The sequence below is a fragment of the Intrasporangium sp. genome (assembly GCF_030452765.1).
Taxonomy (GTDB): domain Bacteria; phylum Actinomycetota; class Actinomycetes; order Actinomycetales; family Dermatophilaceae; genus Intrasporangium_A.
The window spans coordinates 1-20,610 of record NZ_JAKDLO010000073.1; the positions used below are offsets into that span (position 1 = coordinate 1).

19 protein-coding genes and 1 pseudogene are annotated in these 20,610 nt (G+C 68.9%); 13 read left to right on the plus strand and 7 right to left on the minus strand.

The features are described from left to right. Positions 1-513 precede the first annotated feature (513 nt). The 3 genes from L0H79_RS10930 to L0H79_RS10940 are packed head-to-tail and all read left to right on the plus strand — an operon-like array spanning position 514 to position 3,462. The gene (locus tag L0H79_RS10930) at positions 514-1,983 is read left to right on the plus strand and encodes an ABC transporter substrate-binding protein/permease (RefSeq protein ID WP_301484633.1); all 1,470 of its coding nucleotides are present in this window, start codon (positions 514-516) and stop codon (positions 1,981-1,983) included. Next, positions 1,983-2,714: an amino acid ABC transporter ATP-binding protein gene (locus L0H79_RS10935; protein ID WP_301484634.1), complete on the plus strand. Its 732-nt coding sequence runs from the start codon at positions 1,983-1,985 to the stop codon at positions 2,712-2,714. Before L0H79_RS10930 ends, L0H79_RS10935 begins: the two co-directional genes overlap by 1 nt. Before the next feature lie 58 nt (positions 2,715-2,772). Next, a complete protein-coding gene (locus tag L0H79_RS10940; RefSeq protein ID WP_301484635.1) occupies positions 2,773-3,462 on the plus strand; it encodes a HipA domain-containing protein in 690 nt (229 codons plus the stop codon). Between the two features lie 5 nt (positions 3,463-3,467). Here the strand turns inward: L0H79_RS10940 and L0H79_RS10945 are convergent, their stop codons facing one another. Then, positions 3,468-4,253 (minus strand): nitrilase-related carbon-nitrogen hydrolase, encoded by a 786-nt coding sequence (locus L0H79_RS10945; RefSeq protein WP_301484636.1) that lies wholly within the window; start codon positions 4,251-4,253, stop codon positions 3,468-3,470. 23 nt (positions 4,254-4,276) lie between these two features. Here L0H79_RS10945 and L0H79_RS10950 point away from each other — a divergent pair, with 23 nt between their 5' ends. Continuing rightward, on the plus strand, positions 4,277-5,935 hold the full coding sequence (locus L0H79_RS10950) for an NAD(P)/FAD-dependent oxidoreductase (protein WP_301484637.1): 1,659 nt from the start codon (positions 4,277-4,279) through the stop codon (positions 5,933-5,935). A gap of 185 nt (positions 5,936-6,120) precedes the next feature. Continuing rightward, positions 6,121-7,218, plus strand: a complete 1,098-nt coding sequence (locus L0H79_RS10955; protein ID WP_301484638.1) for an oxidoreductase — start codon at positions 6,121-6,123, stop codon at positions 7,216-7,218. Positions 7,219-7,284: 66 nt separating this feature from the next. Here L0H79_RS10955 and L0H79_RS10960 read toward each other — a convergent pair whose 3' ends face one another. The 4 genes from L0H79_RS10960 to L0H79_RS10975 form a co-directional block, all read right to left on the minus strand. Further along, positions 7,285-8,400 (minus strand): zinc-binding dehydrogenase, encoded by a 1,116-nt coding sequence (locus L0H79_RS10960; RefSeq protein ID WP_301484639.1) that lies wholly within the window; start codon positions 8,398-8,400, stop codon positions 7,285-7,287. A gap of 180 nt (positions 8,401-8,580) precedes the next feature. Further along, positions 8,581-8,775 (minus strand): HigA family addiction module antitoxin, encoded by a 195-nt coding sequence (locus L0H79_RS10965; RefSeq protein ID WP_301484640.1) that lies wholly within the window; start codon positions 8,773-8,775, stop codon positions 8,581-8,583. A gap of 33 nt (positions 8,776-8,808) precedes the next feature. Then, positions 8,809-10,710 carry a CocE/NonD family hydrolase gene (locus L0H79_RS10970; RefSeq protein ID WP_301484641.1) on the minus strand — a complete coding sequence of 634 codons (1,902 nt, stop codon included), beginning with the start codon at positions 10,708-10,710 and terminating at the stop codon, positions 8,809-8,811. Between the two features lie 182 nt (positions 10,711-10,892). Next, positions 10,893-11,507 carry an FMN-binding negative transcriptional regulator gene (locus tag L0H79_RS10975; RefSeq protein WP_301484642.1) on the minus strand — a complete coding sequence of 205 codons (615 nt, stop codon included), beginning with the start codon at positions 11,505-11,507 and terminating at the stop codon, positions 10,893-10,895. A 134-nt stretch (positions 11,508-11,641) separates the two neighbouring features. Here L0H79_RS10975 and L0H79_RS10980 point away from each other — a divergent pair, with 134 nt between their 5' ends. Beyond that, positions 11,642-12,712: a restriction endonuclease gene (locus L0H79_RS10980; RefSeq protein ID WP_301484643.1), complete on the plus strand. Its 1,071-nt coding sequence runs from the start codon at positions 11,642-11,644 to the stop codon at positions 12,710-12,712. Positions 12,713-12,840: 128 nt separating this feature from the next. On the opposite strand, the gene L0H79_RS10985 is transcribed toward L0H79_RS10980, so the two are convergent. Together L0H79_RS10985 and L0H79_RS10990 are read right to left on the minus strand one after the other, a co-directional pair. Beyond that, positions 12,841-13,107 carry a type II toxin-antitoxin system RelE/ParE family toxin gene (locus L0H79_RS10985; RefSeq protein WP_301484644.1) on the minus strand — a complete coding sequence of 89 codons (267 nt, stop codon included), beginning with the start codon at positions 13,105-13,107 and terminating at the stop codon, positions 12,841-12,843. Then, positions 13,104-13,325, minus strand: a complete 222-nt coding sequence (locus L0H79_RS10990; protein ID WP_301484645.1) for a ribbon-helix-helix domain-containing protein — start codon at positions 13,323-13,325, stop codon at positions 13,104-13,106. Before L0H79_RS10990 ends, L0H79_RS10985 begins: the two co-directional genes overlap by 4 nt. A 728-nt stretch (positions 13,326-14,053) precedes the next feature. On the opposite strand from L0H79_RS10990, the gene L0H79_RS10995 reads away from it, so the two are divergent. The 7 genes and pseudogenes from L0H79_RS10995 to L0H79_RS11025 all read left to right on the plus strand — a co-directional run. Further along, entirely contained in the window at positions 14,054-14,365 is a 312-nt protein-coding gene (locus L0H79_RS10995; RefSeq protein ID WP_301484646.1) for an NAD(P)/FAD-dependent oxidoreductase, read from the plus strand. Between the two features lie 128 nt (positions 14,366-14,493). After that, a complete protein-coding gene (locus L0H79_RS11000) occupies positions 14,494-15,003 on the plus strand; it encodes a CBS domain-containing protein (protein ID WP_301484647.1) in 510 nt (169 codons plus the stop codon). Between the two features lie 55 nt (positions 15,004-15,058). Further along, positions 15,059-16,225: a pyruvate dehydrogenase (acetyl-transferring) E1 component subunit alpha gene (pdhA, locus tag L0H79_RS11005; protein ID WP_301484648.1), complete on the plus strand. Its 1,167-nt coding sequence runs from the start codon at positions 15,059-15,061 to the stop codon at positions 16,223-16,225. After that, positions 16,222-17,214: an alpha-ketoacid dehydrogenase subunit beta gene (locus L0H79_RS11010; protein ID WP_301484649.1), complete on the plus strand. Its 993-nt coding sequence runs from the start codon at positions 16,222-16,224 to the stop codon at positions 17,212-17,214. The genes pdhA and L0H79_RS11010 overlap by 4 nt, the downstream gene beginning before the upstream one ends. 17 nt (positions 17,215-17,231) lie before the next feature. Continuing rightward, positions 17,232-18,518 (plus strand): dihydrolipoamide acetyltransferase family protein, encoded by a 1,287-nt coding sequence (locus L0H79_RS11015; RefSeq protein ID WP_301484650.1) that lies wholly within the window; start codon positions 17,232-17,234, stop codon positions 18,516-18,518. Positions 18,519-18,689: 171 nt separating this feature from the next. Further along, positions 18,690-20,366 (plus strand): alpha/beta hydrolase, encoded by a 1,677-nt coding sequence (locus L0H79_RS11020; RefSeq protein WP_301484651.1) that lies wholly within the window; start codon positions 18,690-18,692, stop codon positions 20,364-20,366. A 7-nt stretch (positions 20,367-20,373) separates the two neighbouring features. Beyond that, positions 20,374-20,610: pseudogene (locus L0H79_RS11025) on the plus strand (hypothetical protein); the annotation flags it as partial.

Consider the following 20,610-nt stretch of genomic DNA (forward strand, 5'->3'; position numbering starts at 1 on the left):
TCAAGACCGCGCTCTGACGCCACACGGACTATCGCTCCATGTCAGGAGTCCTGGACGTTCTGCGAGTCGTATCGCTGAAGTCGTTCATCTCTGACCGGCTTCGCGGCAGCAGGACGTCTGGCCTGAACGGCCACGCGCAGCACGCGCATGTTACGCGCCGCACTCTCGACATACGCCCCTCCATCGCACCGAGCGTCTCAGCGGTCATGAGCACCAACGAGGCAGGCCCGGATGCGCGATGGGTGGAGTTGGCCGCCACCGACGAGTTGCCCACTGGGGTACAGCGGTGAACGCGGCCTCCAGTCCGTCCGTTCCGCTTCCGCTCACGCCCCGCTACCGTTGGGGCGGCCCGGCAACGGCCGGTGACCTTGCCAGACTGACCTGACGGGAAGAGGATCCATGATCCCTCGCATGCACAGTCCCAGGGATCGCACCGGAAGTCGACGACGAGCCTCCGTCGCAGGCAGAGGGTGGACCGCTCGCGTTGCAGGGGCACTTGGCATACTCGTGTTGTTGCTTCTCACCCTGACCCCGGCCGGGCAGGCCGTTGCTCCCAGGAGCGACACGTCGGCCGCTGTTACCGGGCCTGCCGACGCAGGCACCGACCGCCTGGCCCAGATGCGCGCCGGGAAGATACCGCTGCGGGTCGGGACCGATGCCACTTTCCCACCGTTCGAGTTCACCGACGCCAAGGGCCAGATGCTCGGGTTCGACATAGACCTCGTGCACCTGCTCGCCCAGAAGGTGGGCATCAAGGATGTGCAGTTCACGCAGCTGGCGTTCGGCAACATCGTGCCCGCGATCCAGGCCAAGCAGATCGACATGGGAGCGTCCGCCATCTACATCAGTGACGCCCGGGCCAAGGTCGTGGATTTCAGCGACATCTACTACCCGGGCGGGCTGGCCATCTTCGTGTCCGACAAGAACGACTCGATCAAGTCCCTGGCCGACCTGGCCGGCAAGAAGGTCGCCGTACAGGTGGGCACCAAGTCGGTGGAATGGCTCAAGCAGAACGCGCCCCAAGCCGAACTGGTGACCGTGCAGACAAACGAGCAGATGTTCTCCTCGGTAAAGCTTGGGCAGGCGGACGCGGTCGTGACCGGCGCACCGGCTGGACAGTACTTCGTGGCGCAGCAAGGGGGCATGAAAGAGGTTGGGAGCCGTCTGACAAACGAGAACTACGGGTATGCGTTCAGCAAGGACGACGCACCCTTGCGGAAGGCGTTCAACACCGCGCTGTCACAGGCGAAGGACGATGGCTCCTACGCTGCCCTGACGGACAAATGGTTCGGCAAGAAGGCCCAAGAGGGCAGCTCGAAGGATCGGGGGCTCTTCAACCTCTCGTCGATCACCGATTCGTGGCGCCAGCTCCTGTCCGGGTTGGGGGTCACGCTCGAGGTTGTCGTCCTGTCGATGCTGCTGAGCCTGTGCCTCGGCATGATCGGTGGCCTGCTGCGACTGAGCCGCATAGCCCCGCTGCGGGCGATCGGTGCAACCTACGTCTCGGTCATTCGCGGAACACCGTTCGTCGTGCAGATGTTCTTCATCTACTTCGGCCTGCCGCAGCTCGGCCTGCAGTTGAACCCCCTGGTGGCCGGCATCATCTCGTTGGGGCTCTACAGCGGCAGCTACGTGACCGAGATCGTCCGAGGGGCCGTCCAGTCCATCGACCGCGGCCAGATGGAGGCGGCCCGCTCCTGCGGGATGAGCCACGCGTCAGCGATGCGACACGTCGTGGTGCCGCAGGCATTCCTGCGGATGCTCCCGGTCCTGGGCAACGAAGCCGTCTCGCTGACCAAGAACTCCGCCCTGGTGTCCTTCATCACCATCCACGAGCTCTTCCTGGTCGGGCAGACGATCATCTCGCGGACCTTCGATGCCCTGACGATCTACCTGTTCATCGGGCTCATCTACTACCTGCTCACCAACACGATTGGCCTGGGGGCTTCCCGACTCGAGAAGCGATTGGCGGTGTACGTCTGATGGCTCTGCTCACCGTGCAGGACCTGCACAAGTCCTTCGGCGATCACAAGGTGCTCAAAGGCATCGACTTCGAGTTGAAAGCCGGGCAGGTGGTGGCCGTGATCGGCCCGAGCGGCGGCGGCAAATCGACCTTCCTGCGCTGCCTGAACCTGCTGGAGTCACCCACCAGCGGGCAGGTGATCTTCGAGGGCACCGAGATCACGGCCAAGGGCGTGGACATCAACAAGGTCAGGGCCGACGTCGGCATGGTCTTCCAGCAGTTCAACCTGTTCACGAACCTGACCGTGCTGCGGAACATCACCCTTCCCCAGATGGAAGTCCGCAAAAGGAGCCAGAGCGAGGCAGCCGAGCGCGGTATGCGGCTGCTGGCCCGCGTCGGGCTCGAGAGCAAGGCGCACGAGTATCCCAACCGGCTCTCCGGGGGGCAGAAGCAGCGGGTGGCCATCGCGAGAGCACTCGCGATGGACCCGACGCTCATGCTCTTCGACGAACCCACCTCCGCGCTCGACCCCGAAGTGGTCCAAGACGTCCTGGACGTGATGACCGAGCTGGCCCGCGAGGGCATGACCATGGCCGTGGTCACCCACGAGATGGGATTCGCCAGCCGAGTCGCCGACCGGGTGCTCTTCATCGACGGGGGCGTCATCGCCGAAGACCTGCCACCGGAGGAGTTCTTCGCCGACACCAACCCCAACGAACGGGTGCGCACCTTCCTGGGCCGCGTGCTGTAAGACGGCCGACCGACCATCACGGAGGGCCGCTCTTACGGTAAGTCATGCCGACGAGTTCGTGTGCCTGCGCGCCGCCGGCCTTCTTGGGCTGCGCATCGCGCGCGTCGATCTCGTTGACTTCGGCGGCGCAAGAACGCTGGTATCGACCCGGTATGACCGGCGTCGAGCGCGTGATGGACAGTGGCTTCGCCTTCACCAGGAGGACCTCCTGCAGGCGATAAGCTACCCGCCGTCCAAGAGGTACCAGGCCGACGGGGGCCCGAGTGTCAAGAACGTCGCTGCGCTGCTTGGTACGTTGGGTCTTGCCGACAGAGAGCCGGTGTGGACGGCCTTCTTCGATGCGTTCGCGTTCAACGTCCTGGTCGGCGGTAGCGACGCGCACGCGAAGAACTTCAGCCTGTTGCTGCGGGGCCCGCGCGTTGCCCTCGCGCCGCTGTACGACGCGGCCAGCTGCGCGCCGTACCTGAAGCCCGGTGAGGCGGTACGCAGTTCGATGAGAGTTGGGCGCGCCTGGCAGGTCCGCGACGTCACGGTCGAGGACTGGGTCAGTGTCGCGGCTGCGCTGGAGGTGCAACCCGAGCAGGCCCTGAGCCGGGTCGAGCACCTGCGCACCGGCCTACCGGAGACGGTCGCGGAGGCTGCCGACCAGGCACCTGCGCCATTCAAGAAGGACGCGCGCCGGGTAGCGGCCGCAGTCAGTCGGCAGCGGCACCTGCACATCCCACGGCTGCCCGGCGCCCGCGGCTAGCGGGGTCAGGTCGTTGGTCGGGCAGGACGGTACTCCCGCGCCAGCTCCGACCGGACGTCGTCCGGGACGGCGTCAGCGGCATCGAGGTCCACGACGAGCAGGGCTTCCCCCCGGGCACCGGCAGCCGCGAGCGGCAGGCCGTCGGGCCCGGCGATCAGCGACAGCCCGCCGAAGGTCACCCCTCCCTCCGTGCCCACGAAGTTCGCATAGGCGACGACGGCGTCGTTCTCGTGCGCGCGAGCCGGGACGAGGGTGCGCTGCACGTGCTCGTACCCTGCGGGGTTGGCGGTCGGGACGAGGATGACGTCTGCGCCGGCCGCAGCGAGTGCGGCCGCATGGCCGGGGAACTCGATGTCGTAGCAGACAAGGAGGCCGACGTGACGATCCTCGATCTCGACGACGGGTGCCAGCCGGGTACCGCGCCGGAAGCTGCGTGCCTCCATGCCCCCGAAGAGCTGGACCTTGCGGTAGTGGACCCTGACCCTCCCATCGGGCCCGACGAGGGTCGCCGTGTTGTACACCTCGTCCTCATCGCGCTCGGCCCAGCCTAGGCATACGCCGCACCCAGCACGTCGTGCCAGGTCGCCCACCCGCGTGATCCACTCTCCGTCGAGGGGCTGCGCCAGCAGGGCGTGCAGGTCGGGCCGGTTGTAACCGGGAAGGTAGAGCTCGGGGACGATGAGCAGGTCGGCTCCGGCGGCAGCCGCCGCGAGGACCCGAGCCTCGAGTGCGGCCAGTGCCTCCTCCACCCGGCCGTCGGTCGGGTGGCACTGCCACAGCGCGAGCTTCACAGGGCCGACGCTAGCCTGTCCCCATGACCCAGGCATCATCAGCAGTCACCGCTTTCGGCCCGGACTTCCCATTCGCCTACGAAGGCTGGATCGGCAGCCCGGCCGGGCTCGGGACGATCCCGGACGACCGGCTCGGGGCCGAAGTGGCCGTCATCGGCGCAGGAACCGCGGGAGTGATCGCCGGGCACGAGCTGATGAAGCTGGGCGTGCGCCCGGTCCTGTACGAGTCGGCCAAGTTCGGTGGGCGACTGCGGTCGCAGACCTTCGAGGGCACCGACGACGTGGTCGCCGAGCTCGGCGGCATGCGCTTCCCCGTCTCCTCGCGAGCGTTCTACCACTACGTCGACCTGGTCGGGCTGGAGTCCCGGCCCTTCCCCAACCCGCTGACCGAGGCGGCCGGGTCCACGGTCATCGACCTTGAGGGCGTCACGGAGTTCGCCAGGGACGCGAACGACCTGCCGCAGCTGTACCGTGAGGTCGCCGACGCCTACCACAGCGCGCTGGAGGAGTTCGCCGACTTCACCGAGCTGCAACAGGCAGTGCGGGACCGCGACGCCCAGCGGCTCAAGCAGTTGTGGGACCCCATCGTCGAGGCCTGGGACGAGCGGACGTTCTACGACTTCGTCCTGTCCTCCAAGGCCTTCAGCGGCCTCAGCTTCCGGCACCGAGAGGTGTTCGGGCAGGTCGGGTTCGGGACCGGAGGCTGGGACAGCGACTTCCCCAACTCGATGCTGGAGATCCTGCGGGTCAACCTCCTGGAGCTCGATGACAACCAGCGCTTCATCGTCGGCGGTGTCGAGAGCCTGCTGCACCGCCTGTGGCGCCAGCCTGCCGTATGCCGACACTGGGCCGAGGGCACGAGCCTGGCCTCCCTCAACGGCGGTGCCACGCTGGGCCGGGCGGTCCACATCGAGCGAAGCAGCTCCGGGGGGTTCACGGTTCTCGACCAGTGGGGCAACGCCCGCGACTACGCGGCAGCCCTGGTCACCTGCCAGAGCCACCTGCTGACGACCTCGGTGTCGGTGCAGGAGTCCATCTTCGACCAGAAGCTGTGGATGGCCCTCGACCGGACCCGGTACATGCAGGCGGCCAAGTCGTTCGTCATGGTGGACCGGCCGTTCTGGAAGGACATCGACCCCCGGACCGGCCGGCCGCTGCTGTCGATGACGCTGACCGACCGGATCACCAGAGGCACCTACTTCTTCGACAACGGCCCGGACCGGCCCGCCGTCATCTGCCTGAGCTACTCGTGGATGACTGATGCGCTCAAGGTCCTCCCCCTCGCCCCCGAACGGCGCGTCGAGCTCGCCCTCGCTGCGCTCGAGCGCATCTACCCGGGCGTCGACATCCGCAGCCACATCCGGGGCAACCCGATCGTCGTCAGCTGGGAGGCGGACGAGAACTTCCTCGGCGCGTTCAAGGGTGCTCTGCCCGGTCACTACCGCTACAACCACCGGATGTACGGCCACTTCGTCCAGGATGACCTCCCGGAACACCAGCGGGGGATCTTCCTGGCGGGGGACGGGGTCAGCTGGACGCCGGCCTGGGTCGAAGGCGCGGTCCAGACCTCGCTGAACGCGGTGTGGGGCATCATGACGCACCTGGGCGGTCGCAGCCATCCCGGCAACCCCGGGCCCGGGGACGTCTGGGCGGACCTGAAGCCCGTCGCCCTCCCCTTCTAGCAACCACGAGCCCCGATGGACTCCGTATGCCGCTCACTACCCAGGTCTCGTCGGCCAGTCAGTGACAGCGGCGCCCAGAACCGGCAGTCCCGCCACGTCTGGTCATCACATCCCGGCTGCTGACCGCCAGGAAAGGACGTCCCTCGACCACCGCAAACGGCCGGGCAGTGGCAGGCTCAAGGGCCATGACAACGATGTCCCGCCTGGCCGGCGTGCTCGCCGCCGCGGCCGCCCTCGCCACCGCAGTCACCCTCGCCGCCACCCCGGCCACCGCCCGACCGATCGCTCCGACGATCCGACCGGTCCCCAGCCTGTCGTGGAGCCTGCTGACAACCCCGACCTCGACGGCCAGCCTGCGCGGACTGTCCGCCGTCAACCGAAGAGTGCTTTGGGCGGGAGGCAGCGAGGGCACCATCCTGCGCTCCGTCGACGGCGGACGCACCGTCACCTCGGTGGGCCCGGCCCGCACCAGCGACCTGCAGTTCCGCAGCGTCTACGCCAGCAGTGCCTTGCACGCCGTCGCCGCCTCGATCGGCGACACCCCCGACGCGATGCGGGTCTACGTCACCGACAACGGTGGCCGGACCTGGCGGATGAGCCAGCAGAACACCCTGCCGACCGCGTTCTACGACTGCATGACCTTCACGAACAAGCGGACCGGCTACATCCTGTCCGACCCTGTCGACGGGAAGTTCCTCATCCTCAAGACGACCAACGGCGGACACTCGTGGAGGCAGCTGCCGAGCCGTGGGATGCCTCCGGCGCTCGAGGGCGAGGCCGGGTTCGCCGCGAGCGGCACCTGCATCGCCAGCAACCGTCGCGGCGACCTCTTCTTCGGCACCGGCGGAGCCGATCCCGGCCGTATCTTCCGCAGCACCGACGGGGGCCACTCCTGGAGGGTGACGGACTCCCCCATCGCCGGGAACGCCACAGGTGGGGTGTTCTCGCTGTCCTTCGGGCCAGGACGCAGGGGCGTGGCCGTGGGCGGCGACTTCATGACGCCGGACACCGCGGTCGCCAACGCCGCGTGGACGGGCGACCGTGGGCGGACGTGGCACGCGGGGACCGGCCTGGGCGGCTACCGGTCCGGCTCGGCCTGGATGTACGGGTTCCACAATGGCGTGCTCGCGGTCGGCACCAGCGGGTCGGATGTCAGCTGGGACGCCGGGCGCACGTATGTCACCTTCGACACCGGCACCTTCAACACCGTCGACTGTGTCCCGTGGGCGTGCTTCGCCGCCGGTGCCCAGGGCCGTATGGCGCGGCTCGTCGTCGGTCGCTGACCGCCGGCTGGAGGGCCTGGTCGTCCAACGGTCGTCGTGGATGGCGGGCACGGAGCCGCACTGGTCTCACGGGACGATGAGGGCCTTTACCACCTTCTGCGCCGCCACGTCGTCCAGCGCGTCCTGTGCCTGCGCGAGCGAGTACTCCCGGCTGATGAGTTCTTGCCAGGGGAACTGGGCGCCGTACCTGGCCATCACCTGAACCGAGCGGTAGACATGTCCGACGTCACTACCCCAACAGCCCCGAACGTCGAGATGCTTCGGGTTCAGGTCGAGGTGCGGGTTGAAGGTCGCCTCACCCGCGTTGGTGTACTGGCCGACGACCACGTACCGTCCCGCGTCACGCGTGAGTCGCATGCCCTCCGGCACTGCAGCGGGCACGCCGGTAGCTTCCACGGTCACGTCGGCTCCGCGCCCACCGGTCAGGTCCTTGATCTGGCGAAGTCGCTCTTCCGGCGTCATCGTGGCAATGTCGATGGTGATGTCGACTCCGAATCGCCGGGCAGCCACGAGTCGAACCTCCGGGCCACCGACGACGATGACCTGACCTGCTCCGCGCAGTTGGGCCAGCACTGCAGCAGAGAGACCTACGGGCCCTGCCCCCTGTACGACGACCGTGTCACCGAACGCGATCTCGGCCAGCGAGACCGCGTGAAGCGCGGTCGGCATTCCGCATCCAGCAGCGAGGAAACTGCGCCAGTCGAGCCCGTCGCGCAGCGGGACGATGTGAACCCCAGGTCGAAGATAGACGTACTCGGCCCAACCGCCGAGAAGGCCCTCGTCTGCGGAGAGGGTGACGCCATAGACCCTGCGCGACGGGCAGCGAGTCGTCGCGTGGCCGACGGTGCAGTACCAGCAGCGACCGCAGGTCCCGTACACATCCAGAAAGGTCACGACCTGCCCGGGGGTGAGGGCGTTGCCGTCGACGTCCCGAACCGGCTCGGCAGAGGCGCCGACCTCGTCGACGACCCCGACGGTGACATGGCCGGGGATGATCGGGTACGGGACGCCGGCCAGCTGACCCTTTGCAAGGTGCGTGTCGGTGCCGCAGACCTCACTGCCGAGAGTCCGAAGGAGCACCGCCCCGGGCTCTAGCTCGGGTCGCTCGTAGGAGCGGAGCTCCATCGCGTGGTGCGGGGCGTTCATGACGGCTGCGGTAATCAACCCGGTCTCCAGATCCATCGTGTCCTTGACAGCTCGAGTTTCGCACCCACGCCCACGACCGGATGGCGTGGCTCGTTCGTCGACGCGAATCATGTTGGGGCCAAGCGGGTTTGGGTGGCCGCGGCGATCAGGGTGCGGCAGGGCTTCGGATGTCAGCGCTGACGCTGAGGCCGCGGCGAAGCCTCCGGTGGCCGAGTCTCAGCTCGCCACCAGAGCGGTCACCTTGGCCAGTTCGTCGGCGTGCAGGTCCCGCTCGACTTCGAGGTCGTAGTCCGTCTGGATGTTGATCCAGAACCGATCGTCAACACCAAGCGCCTTGGACAGGCGCAGCGCGGTGTCGGTGGTGATGGCACGCTTACCGCGCACGATCTCGCTGATCCGAGTCTGGGGCACACTCCATACGTGACCTGGGCTCGTCCGGAAGGCTCAGTTGCCGGGCCACCGGGTGGCGTTGAGGTTGGCCAGAGTGCCCGGCCGCAGGTTCTGCGTGTCCTTGACGGTCATCCGGCCCGGACCGAACCCGGTCAGCACGCCCGCGACCGGCAGGTTGAGCCGTGATCCGCGCAGGCCGATCGTGTACGTCGTCGCCGCCGTGTCGACCGCGACGACGCCGTTGCGGCTGCCGCTGATCACGACCCCGAGCTGGTGTCCGGCCGGGACGAGCACGTCGTTCGCGGCCAACTCGACGGTGACCTTCTGCCGGCCCGCGCCGTCGAGACGCGCCCAGCCTCGGGCGAGCACCTGCAGGTTCGTGCTGCCGATGCGCCTGGCGACGTCCAAGTAGCAGGCGTCATCGTCCGCCGAGGCCGGGCCCCAGCAGCTCTCGGTCGACAGCGTCTCTGCTCCGTCACCGCTGGCGCTGACGCGGTCCATCTGCCCGTAGTCGACCAGCATGACCGACACCTGCCCGACCGGCGAGCCGTGGGTGACGTCCAGGTCGACCGTCGGGGTGCCGGAGACCCGGACCTCCCGCTTGGTCGAGCCGGTCAGGAACAGCAACCGGTTCGGGTTGTCCCCGAGCTGGACGGCCGTGTTCTCGCTGAGCCGCCAGTCGTTGACGTAGCTGGCCGTCGATCGATCCTTCAGCCCGCGCATCATCGTGCCGTCGGAGTGGAAGTTCAGCCGCGCGGTCCAGGCTGCCGGGGTCGGCCACCAGCGCGAGGTCACCCAGTGGGTCGGGGCGGTCTCGACCCGCACGGCAGGCTCACGCGTGATGCCGTTGCGCACGCCCATCAGCTCGTGGTCGAACCACCGGTGCAGGGTGCTGACCCACGCCTCGCGGTCCGAGTCGAACGGGTCGACGTGACCGAGGCGGGTCAGCCACATCTTGCGGGTCACGCCCTGCCGGCCCAGGTCCTGCCACCACTTCGAGGCGTTCATCGTCTTGACGTTGTTGTCCTGCAGGCCGTGCACGATGAACACGCTTGCCTTGACCTTGGACGCGTCGTAGTAGGTCCCCTCGCGGTAGTCGCGCTCGGCCCAGAAGTCCGTGTAGGCGCCGGTCTCGTCCCCGTCGTTGGCGTCCATCCAGCTCAGCCGGGGCGAGCAGTCGGTCGCGATGGTCCGGTTGCGGGCGATCGTCCTGGACAGGCCGCTCGGGTAGTTGAACGACTTCACCGCGCCCTGCCAACGGTTGTAGTCGTACCAGGAGCTGATCGCGCTGATCGGCACGATCGTCCTCAAGCCGTCCACCCCGGCCGCGGCGACGCCGTTGGCGAGGGTGCCGTCGTAGGACTTGCCGATCATGCCGGTCTTGCCGTTGCTCCAGTCGGCGTCGACGACCTGGCCGCTCGCGTCGTGGGCGACGCCCTTGCCATCCAGCCACTCGATGACGGCCTTGACGGACTCGACGTCGGAGCGCCCACCCTCGTCGGAGCAGCCGGTCGATCGGGCCGTACCGGCCATGTCGACCGCGACGAAGGCGTAGCCGCGTGGCACGAAGTAGTTGTCGTAGTAGAGGGGGAACTTGATCGGGATGCCTTGCGCGTCATACTCCTTGAACTCCGACTCGTTGCCGCGTCCGAGGCTCAGGTAGTAGGGGCTGGCGTCCATGATGACCGGCACCCGGGCGGTGCCGTCGAGCTCCCGCGGGCGGATGATGTCGGCCGCGACCCGCTCCGGGGCGCCGTCCCCGTCCAGGTCGGGAGTGGTCACCCAGACCGTCTCCCTGATCGCCGTCGGGTAGTCGTAGACCGGCGAGGTGACCCCGCCAACGAGCCGGACGGGCGGGTTCTCGGCCGGCGCGGCGTTGGCCGTGCCGACCGTACCGAGGGCGACCGGCGCGACCAGAGCCGCGCAGCCGGCCAGAGCGACGAGCCGTGTTCTCATGGGTGTCCTTCCTCCGTGCCTGGGACGACGCTGTCCCCATCCGGAGAGACGGGCGCGCCCAGCCTGACACGGGAACCGCTCTGGCGCCTGTCGAGATCGGGTCGCCTTCGCAACCCGCGACCTCGACGCGGACCCTCCTCGCGGTCGGTGAGTCTGCGTTTGGCCCACGGCTCGCGGCGGGGTCAGAGCGAACCGGTGCGCACGCGCTCGGCCGGCCCGCCGTTCCCCTCACGCTTGTATGCCGCTGCCACTCCTTCGCGGTCCGCAGCCGACCGGTTCTGGCTCCACTTCGCCTTCGCGTCGACCTGCTCGACCCGCATCTCGACCCCGACGATCGCCCGCAGCTGTCCTTGCACGTACCGCTGGGGCGCGTCGGTCACCGCCCACCGCTCCGGCCGGTCGGCCTCGTGCCGGTCGGTCAACTCGGTCACCGCCTCCCGTAGCCAGTCGACGTCGTCATGGACGGTGACGGGGCCACGTAGCTGTACCGCAGAGTAGTTCCAGGTCGGCACGACCTTGCCGTGCTCGGCCTTCGACGGGTACCAGGCCGGTGACACGTACGCGTCCAGTCCCTGCACCACGACCAGGCCGGGCGCGTCTGCGCCGATGCGCTGCCAGTGCGCGTTGGCCCGCGCGAAGTGCGCGACGATCCGGTCGTCGAGCCACAGCACCGGCAGCAGGGTCGCGTCGGGCGCCCCGTCCGGGCCGACCGTGACCAGCGTGCCGACCGCGACGTCGCGCACGAACGCCCGCGCCGCATCCTCGTCCTCGATCCGGTTGAAGTGAGGCACGTACATGAACGTGACGCTACGCCGGCACGGCCGTCTTCGACACGGCGCGTTTGAGTCATCGGTGTCGGTCCGTGTTGCGCTGGCGGCACAGCACCGGTAAGCCGTACCTGTAGACACGCGACGACTGTCGAGGAGCAGACGTGACGGCTTGGGTGGTGCGCGCTGGACGGAACGGCGAGGACGAGCAATGGAACCTCGAACAAGGGCGGGCAACCATCCGCTGGTCGGAGATCGGAGACCTCACAAACTGCCACAGCCGCGAGGGCGTCCGGACCCTTGTCGACGCCGCCTTCCCCGGTGACGCGACGATGCGCCGTGCCAACCAGACTGGTCAGTTGTGGGCGTTCCGTGACTCGATCAAGATCGACGACCTGGTCGTGATGCCGCTGAAGACGAGGCCTGGCTATCTGGCGTTCGGCAGATGTGCCGGAACCTACGCCTACGACGCGGCGGAGCCGAACAAGGCTCGACGACACCACCTTCCGGTCACTTGGCAGACCGAGGCGATCGCCAAGAGTGGCATGCAGGATGACCTGCTCTACATGCTGAACGCGAGCATGACCGTCTTCAGCCCGTCCCGGAACAACGCTGCCGAGAGGCTGGACCGGGTCGCGCAGACCGGCGCCGATCCCGGCGGCGCACACGACACTGCCACCGCCAGTGCTCCGCCATCGCGGCAACCATCACCTTCCCTGTCACGGCCCGCTGATGACGTGACTGACCCCGCCACCGTGCCGACGTTGGAGGCCGTCCGGGACCGGATCAGGACCCACCTGGTGCAGCACTTCCGGGAACATGACCTGACACACCTGGTCGCTCAGGTCCTCGAAGCACTCGGGTTCGTCTGCGAGGTCTCCCCGGCCGGGCCGGACGGTGGTGTCGACATTCTCGCCGGGCGGGGACCGTTCGGGCTGGACTCCCCCACGTTGATCGTGGAGGTGAAGTCCGAGCCAGGTGCGGTCGGCTCCTCTGTCCTGCGCGGACTGCACAGCGCGATGACGCAGCACAAGGCGGATCAGGGGCTGCTCGTCGCCTACGGCGGGGTTTCCCTGCCGGCGAGGAAGGAGTTCCGGCAGCTACGGACTCAGTTACGCATCTGGGACGCAGAGGAACTCCTGGAGCAGCTGTTCGGGGTCTACGACAAGCTGCCACCTGCCACTCGGGCGGCTATCCCTCTCAAGCAGGCGTGGGTGCTCGATGATGATGAATGAGCGATGCGTCCGCCGATTTCACCAGGCGGTGACGCCGACATGCTGCTGAGCGGCGTAGAGCCGGATGAAAAGCATGATTACGCGGCGGCGGATCGCGGCGGTCAGGCCGACGTAAACGCATGGTCGGCTCAGTACACGTCAGGTCGATGGCCAACGCGCAGCGCCAGGACGGTCAGGGTGTTGTCGATGAGCTGGGCCAGGATGCGGTAGTCGCCCACTCGGTAGCGCCAGACGCCGGCGTGGTTCGCGGTCAATCCCTTGCCCCGTTGGCGCGGGTCGTCGAGACTTTCAACGTCGTGCAGATACGCCAGTACGCGCCGCTGCACGGCGCGATCGAGTTTCTTGAACTCGCGGTCGAACTGGGCGGTGGTCTCAACGCTCCCCCGAGATGTCACCTGTCGATCTCGGCCTCGAGCGCGGAGAGCGGACGGCTACGCCGACCAACGGCCTCGAAGGCATCGATCGCGGCGTCGGCGGCGAAGGCGTCTTCGAGGTCTGTCAGATACTCACGAAGGGCTGTCTTGACGTAGAAGCTCTTTGAGCGCCCGGTGCGGCGGGCGAGCCTGTCGAGGCGTTCTTCCTCGTCGTCGGTCAGCCGGATCGAGATCGTCATGGTGTACCCCTCTGTCGCCAGCGTAAGACATGTTTACACAGTGTACGTCATCAGGCCGACAGTGCCGACCAGTCGTCCCGCGGGCCGATCAGCTTACGAGTCCACGCCTCGCTCGTGTGGGCGCCTGCGTCGAGGCGGAAATCTGCCCGCTAGGGCGGCGGGCAAGGACGCGGCAGGCAGCTGAAGGGTCGTCGCTTAGCACCATAACCGGACGTATAGCGAACGAGGTCGCTCCATAACAAGACGTACATGATTCATAGCCATCGCGGTTGTGAAATCTTCGCTGCATCTTGACAGTTCCGGATCAACACGTTCGGCACAACCACGATGCTTTCAATGCTGATAGCGTCCCGCGGCAAACACCTGTGTCGAGCGTTCGGCGACCGGGCTCGCCGACCCCCACCCCGTTGGGAGCGCATTGCCCCAACGGAGGCAGCGCAGCGGCATACGGTGACGGCATGGAGGCGGTCGTCATCGGCGCGGGTCCGGTCGGGCTCGCGACCTCATCGCGCTCGGCGCAGGCCTGACCGTCTACGAGGCGGGCCGGCGCGAGCGTCCGCAGGGCTCGGGGCTCTCGCTGTTCGGCAACGGGATCGCGGCGCTCGAGTCGCTCGGGCTGGGAGAGGGCCTGGCGCGACTCGGTCGGTGACCCGCCGGCAATCCTCGGCGGCGGCGTCCGCTCGCTGCACGGCGAGTGGCTGATCCGTCCCAGCACCGCGCTGCACGGCATGAGCGTCGTCCACCGTGAGGCGCTCGACGAGATGCTGCTCGGCGAACTACCCCCGGGCACAGTCTGTTTCGACACACCGGCCGAGGTCGAGTCAGCGGCTGACGGAACGGTGGCACTCACCGACGGCACCCGGCCTCGCGCCGACCTGCTCGTCGCCGCCGACGGGATCCGGTCCGGGTCCCGCGTCCACGTGAGGGTGGCCGTCTCGCCACCTTCGACCGGGCCCTGGCGGCCCTGCGGCCGGGGCAGACCCATCTCGTTCCCAGCTGACAAGCGCTCGCCGCACCCCGAGGCGCCCGTATGCCGCTGAGCCGGCTCAGCGGCATACGGCTCGGGTGGCGCGCAGCATGCCGTCGAACGGGCTCGATGCGCCTCCCGGAACGGCCGGTCCGGGGCCAGTGGAGGCACGAACGCACCCGAGGGCGTAGATTGCCGGACATGGCGCCTCCCTCGCAGTCCTCAGCAGCAGAGTCCGTCGCCACGATGGCCGGCCAGATCATGTCGACCCCGGTGATCACCGTGTCGCCGGACGACTCGGTCGGCGAGGTCGCCGAGCTGTTGCACACCAAGGGCATCAGCGGCGCTCCGGTCGTCGACTCGGCGGGAGTGCTGCTCGGTCTGGTCAGTGAGTACGACCTGCTGGCCAGGAGCGGTTCGACGGCGAGGGATGTGATGACCAAGAGTGTCATCAGCGTCACGACCGACACCCTCGTCAACGACGTGAGGCATCTGCTCATCGACCAGCGGATCCGGCGCCTGCCCGTCACGGACCAGGGACGTCTCGTCGGGATCGTCAGCCGTGGAGACATCGTCGCGCTGCTCGCCACCGAATGGGTGTGTCAGTCGTGCGGCGAGGCCGTCCGTGGCGACCGCCGCCCCGAGAGCTGTCCTCGCTGTCATGCGCCCGGCGAGCGTTTCGTCCTTCAGGAGCAGTCCCCCGGATTCTGAGACCAGCAAGCTCGGCGGGGCAAACACCCCCACACCGGCAGGAACGGAGAAGGCGATGGCCGCAACCACGGATCAGCCCAGGACCGACCCGCAGGACCCACAGCCGCAGGACCCGCCGGGCGGCAGCCCGGCCGACGCCGATGCGACTGCCAATGAGCAGAGTTCGCTCGAGGGCGAGTCCGCCGAGACGCTGCGGGGCTACTACCGGCAGATGACGCTGATCCGATCGTTCGAGATGCGGTCCGCCGAGATGTACCAGCGCGCCAAGATCGGCGGCTACTGCCACCTCAACCTCGGCGAGGAGGCCACCGTGGTGGGTCTCATGGCCGGGATCGAGCCGCGCGACTACCTCTTCACCACCTATCGGGAGCACGGATACGCGCTGGCTCGTGGGATGGCCCCCGGCCCGGTGATGGCCGAGCTGTTCGGCAAGGTGACCGGGGTCTCGGGCGGCCGAGGCGGCTCCATGCACCTGTTCGACCCGAAGGCGCGCCTGCTCGGGGGCTACGGCATCGTCGGCGGCCAGATCCCCCCCGCGACCGGCGTGGCCATGGCAGCGACCTACCGTCACGAGCCGGGGCCGGAGGCCGAGGCGGTCATGTGCCTGCTCGGCGACGGCACGACGAACATCGGCGCCTTCCACGAGTGCCTCAACCTGGCCGGACTGTGGCGCCTGCCGATCGTCTACGTCATCATCAACAACCGCCTCGGCATGGGCACACCGGTCGACAAGGCCTCGGCCGAGCCAGACCTGTACAAGCGGGGGTGCTCCTACCGGATGCCGGGAGTGCGCATCAACGGCGACGACGTCGTCACGGTGCGCGACGCGACCCGCGCGGCGATGGAGCAGGCCAGGGTCGAACGCCAGCCGAGCATCATCGAGGCGATGAGCTACCGGCTGCGGGGCCACTCGGTCGTCGACCCGGCGAAGTACCGGTCCAAGGAGGAGGCTGCGCAGGTGCGTGAGATGGACCCGCTCCCGGCCTTCCGGGCCCGGCTCGTGGAGGCCGGCATCCTCGACGAGGAGCAGGCCGACACCATCGAGGCCGAGGAGGCCAAACGGGTCGCGGACGCGGTGGCCTTCGCCGACGAGAGCCCGGACCCGCAGGTGGCCGACCTGTTCAAGTACGTCTACGCGACGCCCGTGGCCAACGCCCCGACCCGGCTGCCGGCCGACCCGGTGGTCACGGTCCCCTCGTCCGAGCAGGGGGTGTGGGCATGACCGAGCTGAGCTACCGCGAGGCGCTGCGCCAGACCCTGCGTGCCGAGCTGCAGCGAGACGACTCGGTCGTCCTGCTCGGCGAGGAGATCGGGGTCTTCGAGGGGTCCTACAAGATCACCGCCGGGCTGCTGACCGAGTTCGGCCCGACCCGCGTGCGCGACACCCCGATCGCCGAAGAGGGCTTCGTCGGCGCCGGAGTCGGCATGGCCATGGTGGGCATGCGGCCGGTCATCGAGATCATGACGATCAACTTCACGCTGCTCGCGATCGACCAGATCGTCAACCACGCCGCCAAGATCCGCTCGATGTTCGGCGGGCAGGCCTCGGTCCCGCTGGTCATCCGGACCCCCGGCGGTGGCGGGCAGCAGCTGGCGGCCACGCACTCGCAGAACCTCGAGGTCTGGTACGCCCACGTGCCCGGGCTCAAGGTGGTCGCCCCCGCGACCCCGGCCGACGCGAAGGCCCTGCTCACCGCATCGATCCGCGACGACGACCCCGTCCTGTTCCTGGAGAACCTCGCGCTCTACAACACCAAGGGCGAGGTGCCGGACGGTGAGCAGGTCGGCGAGATCGGCACCGCCGCCGTGGTCAAGGAGGGCACCGACCTGACCGTGGTCAGCTACTCGCGCGCGGCCCTCGTCGCGCTCGAGGTGGCCCGCCGCTTCGAGGAGGAGGGCGTCTCGATCGAGGTCGTCGACCTGCGCAGCCTGCGCCCGCTCGACCGGGAGACCATCTGCGCATCGGTCCGCAAGACGACGCGGGCGGTCGTGCTCGAGGACGACTGGCTCTCCTACGGCATCGGTGCGGAGATCGCGGCCACCATCCAGGAGGGCGCGTTCGACTACCTCGACGCACCCGTGCGTCGGGTGGCGCAGGCAGAGGTGCCGCTGCCGTACGCAAAGCCCTTGGAGAACGCCGCGATGCCCGATGCCGCGGACCTGACCAAGGTGATCAACGAGGTACTCGACGCCACCCGGTTCGCCCGCTAGGAACTCAGGAGCCTGCCATGCCAGAGGTCGCCATGCCCCGCCTGTCCGACACCATGACCGAGGGGGTCCTCGCTCGTTGGCTGATGAGCGAGGGCGACGACGTGCACGTCGGTGACATCCTCGCCGAGATCGAGACCGACAAGGCGACGATGGATCTCGAGGCATACGAGGCCGGGCCGCTGACCAAGATCCTCGTCGAGGCCGGCGCCACCGTGCCGATCGGCCAGACCCTCGCCATCATCGGGGAGGCGAGCGAGGGGGGCGCCGCCGCGTCGGAGCCGGCCGAGCCGAAGGCCGAGGACGCGGCTCAGCCGACAGAGCCGAAGGCCGACGAGTCGAGCAGCGGCGCACCATCCGATGCGGGTCCGGGCAGGGCGGCCGCACCCGACGCAGCGGCGAGCCAGCCGACCGGCCGGGTGCGGGCCACCCCACTCGTGCGCGCGCTCGCTCGGGAGCAGGGCATCGACCTGACGACGATCACCGGCTCCGGGCCCAGCGGGCGGATCGTGCGGGCCGACCTGCAGGCGGCAGGGCGGCAAGCGCCCGCAGCCGAGACGCCGGCGGGCGCCCCCGCCGCACCCAGCGCCCCGCAGCCGGTGGCCGCCCCCGCTCCCGTCGAAGGCGACGAGAAGACTCCGCTCACCTCGATGCGGCGGATCACCGCGGAGCGGCTGACCCAGAGCGAGGCCGCGCCGCACTTCTATCTCACCGTGGTGGTCGACGCCGCGAACCTGCTCGACTTCCGCCGCCAGCTCAACGCCCAGCTCGAGTCCGACGGCGTGCGGGTCAGCGTCAACGACCTGCTCGTGAAGGCCTGCTCGGTCGTCCTGCGTGCCCATCCGGAGGTCAACACCTTCTGGGGCGGGGACCATCTGCTTACCCGGGCGAACGTGAACGTCGGGATCGCCGTCGCCATCGACCAGGGCCTGATCGTGCCGGTGATCCGGGACGCCGACCGCAAGACCGTCCGCGAGATCAGTGCCGAGGCGCGTGCCCTCGGCGAGCGGGCCCGGGCAGGGCGTCTGACACCCGACGAGTTCAGCGGCGGCACCTTCACGATCAGCAACCTCGGGATGTTCGGGATCAGCGAGTTCACCGCGGTCATCAACCCGCCGGAGTCCGCGATCCTGGCCGTCGGCGCGGCAGTCGAGACGCCGGTCGTCAAGGACGGCGAGCTCGCCGTGACGACGACGATGCGGATGACGCTCACGGTCGACCACCGCGTCCTCGACGGTGCGGTCGCGGCCGCGTTCCTGCGCGACCTCGTCCAGGTGCTCGAGGAGCCGCTGCGGATCGTCACCTGACCATCCCCTGACCGAAGTCGCCTCGCCAGGCACTAGACTGCCGCCGGGATCACGGCGCGGGCTGCTCGACCGTGTCGACCTCCTTCGGTCACGATCACGAGCGTCATTGCCGGTCCATCGTGCGCGCACGCGCGCAGCTGCCGGGCAGAGCGGCACCTGAGAGGTTGGGGCATGTTTGCGCGGTGGTGGGCGAGACGCCCGGGGTACACGCTGCCAGGGGCGTGGACGGCGCTGGTCTTCGCGTGCCTGTCCTTCACCCCGTCGCTGCTGCCCCGGCCGGCCCTGTTCCAGGGCTTCGTCGCAGGCGTCAGCGCAGCGATCGGGTACGCGCTCGGGGTCCTCGGAGCGTGGGTCTGGCGAGAGTTCGCCGACCGTGGGGTCAGGAGAACCAGGACGGCGTCGTGGCGCTGGTTCGGGGTGGTGGCCTGCCTCGCGCTGGTCCTCGCTCTCATCCTGGGGGTGTGGTGGCAGCGGGCTGCCGCGACGCTCGTCGGGCTCGCCCCCGAGGCGCCGCTGGCCACGGTGCTCGTCCTGCCCGTCGCCGCCCTTTTCTTCGTCGTGCTCGTCGGTGCGGGCCGGCTGATCGCCGGTGGCTACCGGCGGATCGCCGGCTGGCTCGCTCGAGTCATGGGGGCGCGTGCGGCCCGGGCGCTGGGTCTGGTCACCGTCGTCGTGCTCGGCGTCCTGCTGCTCGACGGGGTCGTCGGCAACGTCGTCATCGGCGGGGTCAACTCGATGTTCTCGGTGCGTTACGCCTCGACCCAGGAAGGCGTCACGCAACCCGCCACCGCCGACCGCTCGGGTGGGCCGGGATCCCTCGTGCCCTGGGACAGTCTCGGGATGCAGGGACGCAGCTTCGTCGCCCGGGGCCCGAACGCGGCCCAGATCGAGCAGGCCACCGGCGCCGCTGCGGACAACCCGATCCGCGTCTACACCGGCCTCGACTCGGCCGACGACGCCGAGGCCCGGGCTGCGCTCGCGGTCCAGGACCTCGAGCGGGCCGGCGGTTTCGAGCGGGCCGACCTGCTCGTCGTCACCACGACCGGGACCGGCTGGGTCGAGCCCAGCTCGGCCAACGCGTTCGAGTACCTGACCGGCGGCGACTGCGCCACCGTGGCGATGCAGTACTCCTTCCTGCCGTCGGCCATCTCCTTCCTCGTCGACCAGCAACGCGCCCGCGACGCCGGCCGGGCCCTGTTCGACGCGGTCTACGAGAAGTGGTCATCCCTGCCGGCCGACGACCGGCCCCGCCTCTACGCCTTCGGAGAGAGCCTGGGCTCGTTCGGGGGCGAGACCGCCTTCAGCGGCGCGTTCGACATGGCCAACCGGCTCAACGGCGCACTGTTCACCGGACCGCCGAACTTCAACCCGCTCTACCGCAGCCTCGTCGACAATCGCGACCCCGGATCACCCGAGGTCGAGCCGGTCTACCGGGACGGGCGGATCGTCCGGTTCACCACGGCACCGAGCCGGCCGACCCCTCCGGTCGGCCAGCCGTGGGACCGGGCCCACGTGCTCTACCTGCAGCATCCGTCCGACCCGATCACCTGGTGGAGCCCCAGCCTCATCCTCAACCGGCCCGACTGGCTGACCGAGCCACGCGGCCGCGACGTGCTGCCGGCCACCCGCTGGATCCCGTTCGTCACGTTCTGGCAGCTGACCGCAGACATGCCGCTCAGCATGGAGCCCGGTCCGGGCCACGGCCACAACTTCTCCGGCGAGCACGTCGACGCCTGGGCGACGATCCTCGAGGTCCCCGACTGGACCCCCACCAAGGCAGCCGCGCTCAAGCAGACCGTCCGCGCGAGCCTCACCGAGGGGTACACCGCCACGCCGTCGGACAAGTGAGGCGGACATGGTGACGACGGAAGCCCCCGAGAGCACGGCCCCTGCGGTCCCCGGCAGCAGTGGGGTCGACCTGCGCGAGCTGATCGCGGTCGTGCTCCTGTCGTTGACCGCCGTCTTCTCGGCCTGGGCCGGCTTCCAGGCCAGCTCGTGGCGCGGCGCCACGTCGGTCGCGTTCAACCAGTCGTCGGGGGGCCCGGCGGCCCCCCCCCCCCCCGCGCGGCCCGCCCCCCCCCCGCCACCCCGC